Here is a 14,923-nt window from a genome sequence, read left to right on the forward strand (position 1 = left end):
TATATCACCAATAATATGCAATATACGATCTTTATTTTCAAAAAAAATATCATATACAGATTTAGAAATAATTGTCTTATTTATTTAGAAAAATGAGACTGCAAAGAAGAAGTTCTTTCACAGTCTCAGAGCATGGGAGCGAGTAAAATTGTTAAAGAATGCAACAAACAGCACTACACGATAACTACACACGCAAAAATGTATACTCATAAAAATAAGAAAAATGGAGACAAAATGAAAAAGAGTTTATTGGGTACTTTGTTACTCTCAAGTTTGGCGTTTGGTGCTGGTTTTATGAGTATGGTTGATACAAAAGATCTGCATATCATGCTCTCAAGCGAGAAGGTTTTAAGTGAGGGCGACAATACGATTGTAGTTGAGCTAAACCGAGATGGGCATGGTGGAGATGTTGTTGTTGCAAAAGATGTACGCATCAAGTTTTTCATGCCAGAGATGCCAGGCATGCCGTACATGGAGTCAAAAGACATTTGTAAAAAAGTTGGCTCTAACTTTGAGTGTAAGATCAACTTCTCGATGAACGGAACATGGCAGTATCAGATCTTTATCAAAGATGATAAGGGTGTTGATTATAAAGAGAGAGGGAGTGTAAACTTAGGTCACGCGTCTAATCACGATCACTCTCATCACAACCACTAGGACTAAACGATGAAAACGCTAAAACTTTTACTACTTCCACTTCTTTGTTTTGGGCTTGAGTTTGATGAGATCTTTGATCAAACTCTCAACAATTCGCCCCAGATCTTAGCAAAGTATGAAAAGGTTTTAGCATCACGACACGCTATAGATGCCGAGGTTGTTTATAAAAACCCAGTTATAAACATAGGCATAAACAACCTGCCACTCAACGATAACTTTTTAAGTAGAGACATAGACTCTATGCAAAACCAATACATTGGCATTTCACAAGAGTTTGAGACCTTTGGAAAGCTAGATCTAAAAGAAGCAATGCTTAGAGTTGATACTCTCATTTTAGAGTATGAGCTAGAAGATTTGAAGATAGATCTATATAGAAAAATAGCCCTCTTAGTTGAAGAGATCCAGACAAAGGAGTCCATTTTAGAGCTAGTAGATCAAAGAAAAGAAAGCTTAGAAGTTTTGCTTAACTACTATGAAAGAAGTGTCTCTCTTAGTGACTCTCTAAAGTCAAGCGTAGATCTAAGTCGCAAGATCTTTGAGCTTGAAGATGAAAGTTTTGTCATTAAAGATGAGTTGGCTTCACTAAAACATGAATTTAAATATCTAAGCTCACAAGAGTTTAGAGGCGTTAGTCGTGCCAAAATAAGTGATAGTTTTACAGATGAGGGTTTAAAAAATTCCCCAGCAGCTAAGATCTTAGAACTTCGCACAAAACGCTTTGATCTGCAAAGTAAGTTAGAACAAAGAGAAAAGTACTCAAATATAACTCTAAGCATGAGCTACAACAATCGCCAAAACTTCGATGACTATCTCTCCTTTTCTACCTCTTTTGCACTTCCTATATATGGAAGTGAAAATGCAAAAGTAAGAGTTGCAAAAGCACTATCTTCAGAGGCATTTCAAAAGCAAAGTGACTTTCACAAAAGCAGAGTTAGTCTTTTTCATAAGAGCCAAAAAAGAGTGGAGTATCTTAGAAAAAGACTCAACTCTCTTGAAGATCTTGAGCTTAGATACAGCGAGTTAGAAGCTTACGAAAACTCTAACATTGCAAACTCCATAACGCTAGAGAAAAAGGTAGAAAACCAAAACTTGATTCTAGAGTTAAAAGTGCAAAAACTAAGATACAAACTTGACATAAAAAAAGCCATGTTTGAGCTTTACTACATTACAAAAGAGAGTCTATCATGAAGATCATAATTTTAATAGTTTTTTTAGTACTTGCTTCAAACGCTAAAACATTTGAACAAGCTTTTAACATAAAAACAACAAAAGCAAAATTTCAAACAAAAAAAGTAACAAAGAGCTACTACGCGACCACTTCTTACGATGAGAGTCGCATTTATGAAGTAAGCCTAAGATTTGATGGTTTTATAGAGACGCTTTATGCAGATGAACTTTACAAGAGTTTTAAAGTGGGCGATAAGCTTTTTGAGATCTACTCTAAAGAGATCTTTACACTAAAGAGTGAGCTTGACTCATCTCGTGATTTTAAAAAGATCCAAAGTACTATTTTACAAAAACTAAAGCTCTATGATCTCGATAGTGAGGCTATAAACGCTAAGGGCGAGAGCGTATCTATAAAGAGTAAATTTAACGGTTTTGTTGTAGAGAAAAATGTGTTTAAAGGCTCTTATGTTAAGGCTGGATCTACTCTTTTTAAAATTGCAGATAGCTCTAAAATGTGGGTTATTGCAAAGGTTTACCAAAAAGATCTGGCGTTTGTAAAAGAGGGAATGAGTGTGAGCGTAAATATAGAGGGTTTTGTTCAACCAATAGAGGCAAAAGTAAGCAAGATCTACCCAAAGATCAACAAAGAAGATCTAAGCTTCGATGTAAGAGTAGATCTTGACAACAAAGATGCAAAAATCTTTCCAGATATGTTTGCAAAAGTGCACATCTCTAAAGATATAAAAGAAGCTCTTACACTTCCAAAAGAGGCAATTGTAAAGAGAGATGGCAAGCTTTTCGTTTTTACAAAAATCTCTAAAACAGAGTATGAGCCACAAGAAGTAAGTGCTAAGTATATGGGCGGATATTATGAAGTGTTTAGCGGAGTAAACGAGAACACAGAAGTCGTTGTAAACGCACTATTTCTACTAGATAGTGATGCACAAACAAACGGATACTATATGAGTGAGGAGTGGTAACAGATGGTTGAAAAAGTCATAGATTTTAGTTCTAAAAATATATTTTTAGTTCTTCTAATATCGGTTTTACTAACTACCATAAGTCTATTTAGCGTCAAAAATCTATCACTTGACGCTCTTCCAGATCTCTCTCCGCCACAAGTGATTTTGCAAGTCTCTTACAAGGGGCAATCTCCAAAGATTATAGAAGAACAAGTCTCTTATCCGCTCATTAGCTCACTTATGTCGCTTCCAAACATAAAAACCATAAGAGCAATGAGTAGTTTTGAGAACTCTCTAATTTACATTATATTTAAAGATAGCACCGATATTTACGATGCAAGAAGCAGGATCTTAGAACAACTCTCATCCATAATTCCAAATCTTCCAAGCGATGCAAAAGTCAGTATGGGTCCAGATGCTACGGGAGTTGGTTGGGCTTACCAGTATATTTTAAAGTCCGACAAACTAAACCTCTCAGAGCTTAGAGATTATCAAGATTACTACTTAAAGTATGGTCTTTTAGGGGTTGATGGAGTTAGTGAAGTAGCCGCTGTTGGTGGCTTTGTTAAGAGTTACCAGCTTTTAGTAGATCAAGATAAGATGGTAAAGCATAACATCGGCATAAGCGAGATCATAAATGCCTTAAAAGAAAACAACCAAGACATAGGCGGTGGCGTTCTTTTAGAAAATGGATATGAGAACATCATACAAGCTCGTGGATATGCAAAGAGCATGGCTGATTTGGAAAATATTACGCTAAAAGTTGATGGTGTTTTACCACTAAAACTAAAAGATATAGCTGAGCTTAGTGAAGTTCCAGAGCCAAGACGTGGAGTAGCTGACTTTAATGGCGAGGGCGAAGTTGTAGGCGGGATCGTTTTAGTTAGGTATAAAGAAAACACTTATGAAGTTTTGCAGAGGATAAAAGAGAAAATAGCAACCCTGCAAAGCGAAGATGTAGAGATAGTGACCGCTTATGACAGAAGTAAACTCATAGACAGAGCCATCGACACACTTAAGCGAACGCTTATAGAAGAGTCCATTATTGTCATAATTATCATCGCTCTCTTTTTATTTCATGCCAGATCTGCACTTATTGTCATCATCGTACTTCCGCTAACTGTGCTTTTTAGCTTTGGACTTATGAGTTTTTTCAACATCGGCTCAAATATTATGAGTTTAGGAGGAATCGCCATTGCCATTGGTGCGATGGTAGATGCTTCCATTGTGATGATAGAAAACGCTCACAAACATCTCAGTAAAAGCGATGGCACAAAGACAAGGCGAGAGATAATCGTAGAGTCTTCAAAGCAAGTTGGGCGACCTATATTTTTCGCACTTATGCTCATAGTAGTCTCATTTTTGCCAATCTTCGCACTTGAAGGTCAAGAGGCAAGACTCTTCTCGCCTTTAGCTTTTACTAAGACTTTTGCGATGCTTGTAGGTGCATTTCTCTCTATAACTCTTGTTCCAGTTTTAATGCTCTTTTTCATCAAAGGAGAGATAAAAGATGAAAATCACAATCCAATAAATAGATTTTTCATCTTTTTATATATGCCACTATTAAAGCTTGCACTAAAATTTAAATACATTATCTTAGCTCTTAGTATTGTTAGTGTGGCTTATATCTTTCCACTCTACAATGCTCAAAAGTGGGAATTTATGCCACTGCTAAATGAGCAAGACTTTATGTATATGCCCGTTACACCTTATGGCATAAGTGTAGATCTAGCTAAAGATCTCACACATGAGACGAGTAAAATCATCAAAAATTTTCCTGAAGTTGACACGGTTTTTGGAAAAGCTGGTCGAGCTGATAGTTCTACAGATCCAGCTCCACTTGCCATGATAGAGACAATCATCACATTTAAGGATAAGTCACTTTGGAGAGAGGGCATGACTTATGAGAGACTAATGAGCGACATGGACAAAGCACTTCAAATAAAAGGGCTTATAAACTCATGGACTTATCCTATACGAGGCAGAATCGATATGCTTTTAACTGGCATACGAACACCTCTTGGCATCAAGCTTTATGGGGATGACAATGGAGTCCTAGAAGATCTAGCATCTAAGATAGAGCAAAAACTAAAAGGCTTAGATCTCACTCAAAATATCTCTGCAGATAAGTCAAACAGCGGATACTTTTTAAACATAGACATAAAGCAAGATGCACTCTCAAGATATGGTCTTAGTAAAAAAGAGATACTAGATACTCTCTCTTTTGGAGTTGGAGGGATTGGAGTTAGCACTTTTATTGATGGACTAAAAAGACACTCTGTTTCTATGAGGATAGATGCCCAGCAGAGAGATAGTATTGAGAGTATAAGAGAGTTAAAAGTAAAGACAAAACTTGGATTTTTGCCTCTCAATATCTTTGCAGATATAGAATTTAGTGAGGGTGCTAGTGTTATAAAGAGTGAAAAAGGTATGAAAGTCTCATTTATTTACATTACACCAAAGAGTGGTGTGAGTTCAGAGGAGTATAAAAATGCTGCAAAAGAGATTATCAAAGATATCAAATTTCCTTCTTCTTTTTACTATGAGTTTGCAGGAGAGAGTGAGTATTTAGAATCCGCAAAAGAGAGGTTAACGCTTATAGTTCCCATAGTTATTTTTGCGATTTTTGTGCTTATATATTTTGCTCTAAGAGATCTAACAAACTCTTTAATAGTCTTTTTTACTCTTCCTTTTGCAATTCTTGGAGGACTGCTCTACATCGACTACCTCGGATTTAATCTCTCTGTAGCTCTGATAGTCGGATTTTTAGCACTTTTGGGCATTGCCGCGGAGACTGCTATTGTTATGATCATTTACTTGCAAGAAGCGGTAGAAGAGAAGAGTTCAAGCCTCAAAGATGCCATCATCAGAGGTTCAGCTCTTAGACTTCGTCCAAAACTTATGACGGTTTTCTCCATACTTGGCGGACTGATCCCCATTATGTACATAGATGGAGTTGGAAGTGAAGTTATGCAACGCATCGCTGCACCGATGTTAGGCGGTATCGTTACATCAGCAATTCTCACACTTTTTCTTATCCCTATTCTTTATTCCCTAAGAAAAGATAGTACAATCTCAAAATGAAAATACTACTTTTAGAAGATGATATCATCCTTAGTGAGATCTTACATGAGCATCTAAGTGAGCAAGGTTTTATAGTAGATCTTGCTTTTGATGGCGAAGATGCTTATGATAAGATCTTAGCCAACTCCTACGATCTTTTGCTTCTTGATGTAAATGTTCCAACACTTGATGGTTTTGAGCTTTTAAGAGTACTAAAAGAGCAAAGCATTACAACTCCTACTATCTTTATAACTTCACTAGAGAGTGCTAAAGATCTAAAGAGAGGTTTTGATCTAGGTTGTGATGACTACCTAAAAAAACCCTTTGAACTTTTAGAACTTGACACTAGGATCAACTATGTTTTAAAGTCTCTTCAAAGCACAAAAATTACAATAGATGCTGAGAGATATCTTGATAAACTCAGCTTTGAACTTGTTGATTGTGACAAAAGAGTAAAACTCTCAAACAAAGAGTTTCAAATAGTAGAGTATCTTTTAAAACACAAAGAGAGCGTCACAAGCCATCAAGAACTTATAGCCAACATCTGGCAAGATGGGCAGATCCCTAGTGAAGCTACCATTAGAACTTACATAAAAAACATAAGATCTCTATTTGGCAAAGAGTTTATAACTACTATAAAAGGAGTCGGTTATAGAATTAACTGCTAGTGAGAAAAAGTCACATTATGGCTTTTTAGGACTCTACTTAGGCTCATCGATTTTACTTATATTTTTTATGGCTATAAGCTTCTATGGTTATGAGTCTAAAAGCATTGAAGCATTAAACAAAGAAAAAATGCACTCACTTTCATCGAGCATTTCATCTAAAATCATTACCTCATATATGAATGATGAGCCTCTTATAGTCAGAGAGATTGCGGGTTTTGAGATATCTCTCTATGATGAAGAAAAAACCCTCATAAAAGGTAAAAAGCAAAAAGATGTCGAGTTTAAAGAGGGTTTTTATAGAACTAAAGAGTTTGAATACTTAGTAGATCTAAGCCCACAGATGCACCACGGTGTAAAGTACCTCATAACTAAAAGCATAAAAAAAGACGATGAGCACATAGCTCTTATAAAAAACATACTCCTTATCTCTTTTTCTTCTATATTTGTCATCGTTATAGTTGGGTACTTTTTATCGAAGATGTTTTTAAAACCTATACAAAACGAGAGACTAAAACTAGACAAGTTTATAAAAGACTCAACTCACGAGCTAAACACTCCTATAACTGCCATTCTTATGAGTGTTGAGAGACTTAAAAAACAAAACATAGATGAGAAAATACTCCAAAGAGTAGAGATAAGCTCCAAAAGAGTACAAAAGATCTATGCAGATCTGACCTACTTGCTTTTAGAAGATAACCATAAAGAAGTGAAGAGTATAAACCTAAAAGAAGCACTTCTTGGCGAACTTGCTCTTTATGAAGATCTAGCACTTAAAAAGTCCATCACAATAGAGAAAGATCTAGAAGATGTATATATATCTATGGATGAATCAAGCGTGCAAAGGCTCTTTAGTAACCTACTCTCAAACGCCATCAAGTATAACAAAAATAGTGGCTATATCAAGATAGTTTTAAACAAAGAAATCTTTAGCATTACAAATAGTGGAAAAACTATAAACAAAGCCTCTCAAGAAAAAGTATTCGAGAGATACTACAGACAAAACAAGCATGAGGGAGGTTTTGGAATAGGGCTTGACATTGTAAAAAGAGTCTCACAGATGTACAACCTTGAGATAGAACTAAGTTCAAACGAGCAAGAGACCGAGATAAAACTTCACCTAAAGAGCACAACTACAAAAATGATATAATGTCAAAAATTTAAAACCCAGCAGGATAATTAAACTTATGCAATTTAACATAGATGCTACTTCAAAAAAAGCTCGTGCTTGTACTATAAAAACAGCCCATTCAACTATAAAAACACCAGTCTTTATGCCTGTGGGAACACTTGGAAGCATAAAAGCTCTTGATATGGAGGATGTGCTTGATACTCTAGGGGCTGAGATAATTTTGGCAAACACTTATCATATCTATCTTCGTCCTGGTGATGAGACAGTTGCAAAGATGGGAAAACTTCATGGTTTTACTACATTTCCTAAGAGTTTTTTAACTGATAGTGGTGGCTTTCAAGCTTTCTCACTAAGTGATATCTCAAAACCAAAAGCTGATGGTATAGAGTTTAGATCTCATATAGATGGCTCAAAACACTTCTTTACTCCAAAAAAAGTTATAGATATTCAAAACAATCTCGGCTCTGACATTATGATGGTTTTAGATGATTTAGTCGCACTTCCAGCTTCACAAGAACGCATCAAACTTAGCATCGAGAGAACTACAGAGTGGGCAAGAGAGAGCATTGAGTACTTTAGACAAAAGCAGAAAAATGGTGTTGGAGTAGATCAAAATATCTTTGCCATCATTCAAGGTGGAACTGACAAGGCTTTTAGAGAAAAGAGTGCTAAAGAGCTATGTGAACTTGACTTTGATGGTTTTGCCATTGGAGGGCTCTCTGTGGGTGAACTTAACAACGAGATGTATGACACAGTTGAGCACACAACGCAGTTTATGCCAAAAGATAAACCTCGCTATCTTATGGGGGTTGGAACGCCAGAGGATTTGATAGAAAACATAGAGAGAGGAATCGATATGTTTGACTGCGTAATGCCTACAAGAAATGCAAGAAATGGAACTCTCTTTACCTCATTTGGCAAGATAAATATCAAAGGTGCTTCATTTAAAGAAGATAACTCGCCAGTAGATCCAGAGTGTAAATGTCTAACTTGTCAAAGATACTCAAGAGCCTACCTAAACCATCTCTTTAGAACGCGTGAAATAACATACTTCCGCCTTGCAACCCTGCACAATCTACATTACTATCTAAATCTTATGAGAGAAACTAGAGAGGCGATACTACAAGACAGATATAGTGAGTTTAAAGCGGAGTTTTATAAAAAAAGAGAGGCATAAAAAGTTGAGTGCTTTGAACAATTATTAAGGTAGATCCTGAATCAAGTTCAGGATGACGGTTTTTCATTCAAGATGACACCACTCCGTCATTTAGTGCTTGATGGGGAATCTAGTTTATAGATTAATCAGAGGGTTCAATTATATAAAAAATCAAACTATTTAGTCAAAGTTAAAATCTTTTTGTGAGCCATCAAGCATAAGGAGTCTGCAACTTCTCTCTAAGACAGCTAACTTCTTCGCCATCTCATGTAAATCTCTGTTAAATGAGTAGACTCCATAACCTCTGATAACCATTATATTTGTTTTTTTTGTTTGAAAATAGTAGGCTATCTCACTTTGAGCTCGCTCATACCAATCTTCAAACTGTTTTGGATCTACTATCTCAATAGAGCCAAGCTCTTTAAAACCGAAATAATCTTTTGGTTTTATTATGCTATGTTCAAGCGAGTAGGCAGTTGTAAATGGAGGCATCGTAAAAGAGACAAACTTTGCATCAGAGATCTGTGAATAGATGCTAAAGTGTATCTTTGAGTCGATGCTCGCTTGATTCCATCTATAATCTTTTTTAAAATAAAGCTCTATCATAGAGTCTTCATTTAAAGCATCAAAAACTGCATCTTTTGTATTTATAAGAAATCTATTTGTTTCCGTTTTTGCAGAGATAGAACCATGATAGATCCCAAAGAAATCTTTTCTAAACATGGAGAGTGCTAGAGTTTTTAGCTTGTTTTTTAAGTGTTCTCTGCCCATAAAATTATTTAAACCAGCTTTTCATCTTCTCTATAGCAGAGTCAAGCACTCCCTCGTGTGGCTTAGACTCGATGCCAAAAGAGTCTTGTAATTTTTTAAGCAACTCTTTTTGCTCATCATTTAGTTTTTTAGGATAAGAGATATTTACCTGAGCTATCAAGTTTCCTTTTCCATGTCCATGAACATCTTCAACACCCTCACCTCTAAAAGTAAAGTGTTGTTTGTCTTTTGTACCAATATCTAGCTTTAATTCCAACTCACCTCTTAGAGATGGAATAACAAGAGTCTCTCCCGCTACTGCTTGAGTAAAAAATACAGGAATCGCAATATAGACATCATTGCCATCTCTTTGGAAATGCTTATCTGGTTTTACTCCAAAAGTTACATAGAGATCTCCACGCATACCCTTTTTACTAACATTTCCTTTGCCAGATACTCTTAAGCGATTGCCCTCATCTATACCTTTTGGTATCTTGATGCTAACACTCTCTTGAACTTCCTCAAAACCCCTTCCCTTACAGCTATTACAAGCATCAGCTACAGAGCTTCCTGTTCCTTGACACACTGGACAAGTTTGTGAAAAAGTCATAAAACCTTGTTTCATATAGACTTGACCTTGACCCTTACACTGAGCACAAGTTGAGAGCTTTGCATCTTTTGCACCAGTTCCCTTACAAGGTTTACACGCTTTTTTGTAGGTAAACTCTATCTCTTTTTCACATCCAAAAATAGCTTCATCAAATGCGATATACATTTCTACATTTAGATCTAGTGGATATTTATCCATATCCGCTGGATTTTGGCGGCGGCTTCGCCCACCTCCAAAGCCACTAAACATCTCTTCAAACATAGATCCAAGATCATCAAAACCACCAGAAGATTGACTTCTGCCACCCATACCTTGAAGTCCCTCTTTACCATAACGGTCATAGATACTTCTTTGTTTATCATCACTTAAACACTGATATGCTTCGTTGCATATTTTAAACTTATGTTCAGCCTCTTTGTCACCTGCATTTTTATCTGGATGAAACTCTTTAGCTAATCTTCTATAGGCTTTTTTTATAGTAGTTTTATCGGCATCCTTACTTACTTCAAGTATTTCATAATAGCTCATATCTTGCATAGTTTATAATATCCTAACACATAAATTTTTTGCAATTATATCGTTTTTAATTTAATATATGTATAATTGCCCTCATGAGACAAATCACTATTATATTACTAAGCATTTCTCTTTTTTTCTGGGGATGTTCTAAAAAACCACATATCAAAATCAAAGAGTTACCAAACACCTACTTAAGCGAGTCTAGCTTTGATGACCTTGCTCAATGGGAGGATGAAAACCATCAAGAGGCGCTCAAAAGTTTTGTCAACAACTGCAATAGCAAAAAAGCGCAAGAGATCTATGGCTTACTTTGTAAAAAGGCATTGGTAGCTACAGATCCAAAGAACTTTTTTGAATCTGAGTTTAATCTTTACACGATTGTGCCACAAAATAGTGAGGATAAAGGATTATTAACGGGTTATTATGAACCTACCTTAAGAGGATCTCTTACAAAAGAAGAGCCATATATATATCCAGTATATGAAGAACCAACAGATCTTATAAGTGTTGAGTTATCTAGTATATATGAAGATTTAAAAAACTACAGATTAAGAGGTCGCTTAGAGGGAAATAAGTTAGTTCCTTACTATAAAAGAGAAGATAGCGACAAGATAGATGCAGAGGTTATTTGTTATAGTGATTCAAAGCTTGATATCTTTTTTTTAGAGATTCAAGGCTCAGGACGAGTGGAGTTAGATAATGGTGAGAATATCTATGTCGGCTATGCAAATCAAAATGGTCACAAATATAACTCTATAGGAAAATATCTTATAGATCAAGGCGAGATAAATCGTGAAGATATGTCAATGCAAAATCTAAGAGAGTGGCTAAAGAAAAATCCAAACAGAATCGATGAAGTTCTAAACTACAACAACTCACTAGTCTTTTTTCAAAAAAAATCACATAGTGCATCTGGAGCTCTAGGGCTTGTTTTAGAACCAATGCGCTCAGTTGCAGTGGATCCGAACAAAATCCCTCTAGGAAGCGTCCTCTTTTTAAAATCAAAAATAGATGATAAAGATATAAACAGAGTTGTAGTGGCTCAAGATGTAGGCGGTGCAATAAAAGGCACGCTTAGAGCTGATATGTTTTTTGGTTCAGGCGAAGATGCAAGGCATAGTGCTGGACACCTCATCTCACCTCTTTCTTTGTGGATACTTCTGCCAAAGGAAGCTAAATGAAGCACTCTCTAGATAAGTTTAACCGTCTTGTTGATGCTCTTCAAGAGTTGCCAACTATTGGTAAGAAATCTGCAACAAGACTGGCTTATCATATGCTTATCAAAGATAGTTTTGTGGGGATGAAAATTTCTCACAGCATAGAAGAAGCACTAGGATGCCTCAAAAAATGTACTAAATGCGGTGGCATGACTGAAGATGAATTGTGTTTTATCTGTTCAGATGAGAGAAGAGATGCGAGCACTCTTTGCATCATAGAAAATGCAAAAGATATACTGCTTTTTGAAGACAATGGTCTCTTTGATGGTAGATATTTTGTACTAGATTCATTAGAAGAGCTTAGCATTTCAAACCTCTTTAAGATAGTTGAGAGTGGAGTAAATGAGATAATCTTCGCCCTTACTCCTTCTATTGCAAACGATGCTATTATGATGTATATAGAAGATAAGCTAGGTTCATTTAAAATAAATTTTTCTAAAATTGCGCAAGGTGTACCAACTGGTGTAAGTTTAGAAAATATAGATATATTATCGCTCACAAGAGCCATAGAAGATAGAGTAAAGGTTTAAATATGAAGTATATTTTGGTTTTGGTTTTTTTAGTTTTAAGCCTTATGGCTGCTGAGAGAAAGTATAAAGAAATTGAGAGTTATGATATTACTAATATAGAAGATGAAATCTCAAAAAAAAGTATGCGAAAGTGGTTAGATGAAGATTTTGGACTAAAGCCACATAGAGCAAATTATCTCTTACCATATGGATATAGAAATGGTGATTATAAATCTTATGTTCCTACGGATGAGTATAGAAATACAGAAGCTGAGCTTCAAGTGAGTATTAAACTATATCTTGGAACAAATCTTTTAGGATTTGATGAGAGTTACTACTTAGCTTATTCACACCTAGCATTTTGGCAAATCTTTGCTGAATCTTCTCCATTTAGAGAGACTAACTATACCCCTGAGGCTTTTGTTGATTTTCCTGTTATAAAAAGAGAAACTTACTTCAACATGAGATCTCTAAGACTAGGAATAGCTCACACTTCAAATGGTCAAGGAAGTAACAAAGGTGTTACCTATGCTGATCCTAGCCAAAACCCAGGAAACCGCTCAAGAAATGTCAACCTTATATACACAGAACTATCATTTCAACACGATACACTTCTTACAGAACTAAAATTTTATGCTCCTCTTCCAGGTACTGCAAATGATGAAGATAACCCAGATATCATGGACTATCTAGGATATACATCTATAAAATTTAACTACTTCTTAGGACATCATATGTTCACTCTTATGGCTAGAGGAAATTTTGCAACAGGATATGGGGCGGTAGAGTCAACATATTCATATCCACTTATAGATGATGCTTACTTTTACACAAAGATATTTAGTGGTTATGGAGAGAGTCTTATAGACTACAATAATGATATAACTAAGTTTTCTATAGGTTTTAGTTTCTCAAGATAAATAGTAACTAGCCTCACTCATACTTGAGTAAAACTCTACCTTATCTAAAACATGGGTTTTGTTTAGTTTTAGGAGTTGGGCTTTGTCATGCTCTTTTGCTAGGATAATGATTTTAATATCATTTTTTTCTAGTTTTGTTATGAGATTTTTTAGTGTAAACATAGCAGTTAAATCCATAAAAGGAACATCTAAAATATCTATGATGACTATTTTAGTGTTTAAAATAGAGTTTGCTTTGTTCTCAAAAGCTGTACTAGATCCAAAGAAAAAAGCGCCATTAATCTTTATAACTCTTATTTTTTTCTCTGTTAAATCCAAGTCTATCGCTTCATCTTTACTTGTAGCTTCTACTAAACTTATCTCAGACTCTTTTGTAATTCTATAGACTATAAGAAGTGCTGCTAAGACTATACCAACCCCAACTGCCGCTATTAGATCTACAAAAACCGTAGTAAAAAAAACAACTAACATAACACTTAGATCATGTTTAGGAGCTTCTTTGTAGATAGAAATAAATCTATAGTCAAGTATTTCAATCCCTACTTTTACAAGGATTCCTGCAAGAATAGCAAGTGGGATCTGCGATGCTAATGGTGCTAAAAAGAGGACTATTAAAAGAAGTGTTATAGAGTGTACCATTCCAGATATTTTATTAGTGCCACCACTTTTTATGTTTAAAACAGTTCTCATAGTAGCTCCAGCTCCAGGAAGAGAGCCAGTTATTGCACAGAGAGAATTTCCTATACCTTGACCAATAAGTTCTCTGTTTGGTTTGTGTTTTACCCCAGTTACAGAGTCTGCAACTATGGAAGTCAAAAGAGTATCAATGGATCCAAGAATTGCTAGTGTAAAAGCTAAAGATAAAATTGTGCTGTAGTGTGAGAAGTCCATTGATGGCATAACAAATGATGGTAAAGATGATGAGATCTCGCCTATAGTCTCTACTTCTAAACCGAGGTAAACACTTAGTGGAGTTAAAACTCCTAAAGCTATAAGTGGAGCTGGTACTATTTTTTGTAATTTTGAGGGTATGAAAAACATAAGAAAAAGAGTAGCACTAGAGAGCATAAAAGTGCTAAAGTTTATGTTTAAAAGGTTCGATGGAAGTTGGATGAGAATGTCTATAATTGAAGAGTTACTCTCTAGTCCTAAGTATGGATTTATCTGCAAAATTATTATAATTATACCTATCCCACTCATAAAACCAGAGATAACAGGGTAAGGGATGTACTGAACGAATTTACCAATCTTTGAGATCCCAAAAGCAATTTGGAATATTCCAGCTAAGAGTATAGTAGTTACAATAAGACCTAAATCAGAATTTAGACTAACAATAGCAGCTGCAATTACCACGGTCATAGGTCCAGTAGGACCTGAGATCTGAGTTGGAGTTCCACCAAAAACAGATGCGAAAAACCCTAAAATAATAGCACCATAAATTCCTGCACTAGCACCCAAACCACTAGAGACTCCAAATGCTAAAGCTAAGGGTAAAGCGATAACAGCAACACTAATCCCACCAAAAATATTTTCTTTAATTTTCAACTTTTTATCCATTTTAATATTTGAAGCCATTATATATCTATATTCTTTAAT

General features: G+C 35.5%; 13 protein-coding genes. 10 read left to right on the forward strand and 3 right to left on the reverse strand.

From position 1 onward, the window contains the following. Window positions 1-234 precede the first annotated feature (234 nt). The 7 genes from M0Q24_RS03065 (at window position 235) to tgt (ending at window position 8,823) form a co-directional block, all read left to right on the forward strand. The gene (locus M0Q24_RS03065; protein ID WP_295047087.1) at window positions 235-657 is read left to right on the forward strand and encodes a FixH family protein; all 423 of its coding nucleotides are present in this window, start codon (window positions 235-237) and stop codon (window positions 655-657) included. A gap of 9 nt (window positions 658-666) precedes the next feature. Further along, a complete protein-coding gene (locus M0Q24_RS03070; RefSeq protein WP_295047090.1) occupies window positions 667-1,845 on the forward strand; it encodes a TolC family protein in 1,179 nt (392 codons plus the stop codon). Then, a complete protein-coding gene (locus tag M0Q24_RS03075) occupies window positions 1,842-2,804 on the forward strand; it encodes an HlyD family efflux transporter periplasmic adaptor subunit (protein ID WP_295047092.1) in 963 nt (320 codons plus the stop codon). Before M0Q24_RS03070 ends, M0Q24_RS03075 begins: the two co-directional genes overlap by 4 nt. 3 nt (window positions 2,805-2,807) lie before the next feature. Then, a complete protein-coding gene (locus M0Q24_RS03080; protein ID WP_295047097.1) occupies window positions 2,808-5,870 on the forward strand; it encodes a CusA/CzcA family heavy metal efflux RND transporter in 3,063 nt (1,020 codons plus the stop codon). Beyond that, on the forward strand, window positions 5,867-6,517 hold the full coding sequence (locus tag M0Q24_RS03085) for a response regulator transcription factor (protein WP_295047100.1): 651 nt from the start codon (window positions 5,867-5,869) through the stop codon (window positions 6,515-6,517). Before M0Q24_RS03080 ends, M0Q24_RS03085 begins: the two co-directional genes overlap by 4 nt. A gap of 67 nt (window positions 6,518-6,584) precedes the next feature. Beyond that, window positions 6,585-7,664, forward strand: a complete 1,080-nt coding sequence (locus tag M0Q24_RS03090) for a HAMP domain-containing sensor histidine kinase (RefSeq protein WP_295047103.1) — start codon at window positions 6,585-6,587, stop codon at window positions 7,662-7,664. A gap of 37 nt (window positions 7,665-7,701) precedes the next feature. Continuing rightward, window positions 7,702-8,823: a tRNA guanosine(34) transglycosylase Tgt gene (gene tgt, locus M0Q24_RS03095; RefSeq protein ID WP_295047106.1), complete on the forward strand. Its 1,122-nt coding sequence runs from the start codon at window positions 7,702-7,704 to the stop codon at window positions 8,821-8,823. A gap of 159 nt (window positions 8,824-8,982) precedes the next feature. On the opposite strand, the gene M0Q24_RS03100 is transcribed toward tgt, so the two are convergent. Both M0Q24_RS03100 and dnaJ read right to left on the reverse strand, forming a co-directional pair. Next, window positions 8,983-9,573 (reverse strand): class II aldolase and adducin N-terminal domain-containing protein, encoded by a 591-nt coding sequence (locus M0Q24_RS03100; RefSeq protein WP_295047109.1) that lies wholly within the window; start codon window positions 9,571-9,573, stop codon window positions 8,983-8,985. A gap of 4 nt (window positions 9,574-9,577) precedes the next feature. Next, window positions 9,578-10,699 carry a molecular chaperone DnaJ gene (gene dnaJ / locus M0Q24_RS03105; protein WP_295047112.1) on the reverse strand — a complete coding sequence of 374 codons (1,122 nt, stop codon included), beginning with the start codon at window positions 10,697-10,699 and terminating at the stop codon, window positions 9,578-9,580. A 74-nt stretch (window positions 10,700-10,773) separates the two neighbouring features. On the opposite strand from dnaJ, the gene M0Q24_RS03110 reads away from it, so the two are divergent. The 3 genes from M0Q24_RS03110 to M0Q24_RS03120 are packed head-to-tail and all read left to right on the forward strand — an operon-like array spanning window position 10,774 to window position 13,327. After that, on the forward strand, window positions 10,774-11,862 hold the full coding sequence (locus M0Q24_RS03110; protein WP_295047115.1) for a murein transglycosylase A: 1,089 nt from the start codon (window positions 10,774-10,776) through the stop codon (window positions 11,860-11,862). Further along, the gene (recR, locus tag M0Q24_RS03115; protein WP_295047120.1) at window positions 11,859-12,428 is read left to right on the forward strand and encodes a recombination mediator RecR; all 570 of its coding nucleotides are present in this window, start codon (window positions 11,859-11,861) and stop codon (window positions 12,426-12,428) included. Before M0Q24_RS03110 ends, recR begins: the two co-directional genes overlap by 4 nt. Before the next feature lie 2 nt (window positions 12,429-12,430). Further along, window positions 12,431-13,327, forward strand: a complete 897-nt coding sequence (locus tag M0Q24_RS03120; protein WP_295047123.1) for a phospholipase A — start codon at window positions 12,431-12,433, stop codon at window positions 13,325-13,327. On the opposite strand, the gene M0Q24_RS03125 is transcribed toward M0Q24_RS03120, so the two are convergent. Then, entirely contained in the window at window positions 13,319-14,872 is a 1,554-nt protein-coding gene (locus M0Q24_RS03125) for a SulP family inorganic anion transporter (protein WP_295047126.1), read from the reverse strand. The two genes, M0Q24_RS03120 and M0Q24_RS03125, sit on opposite strands and share 9 nt — an antisense overlap. Between the last annotated feature and the right edge of the window lie 51 nt (window positions 14,873-14,923).

The sequence above is a fragment of the Sulfurimonas sp. genome, from assembly GCF_023228785.1.
Classification (GTDB): Bacteria; Campylobacterota; Campylobacteria; order Campylobacterales; family Sulfurimonadaceae; genus Sulfurimonas.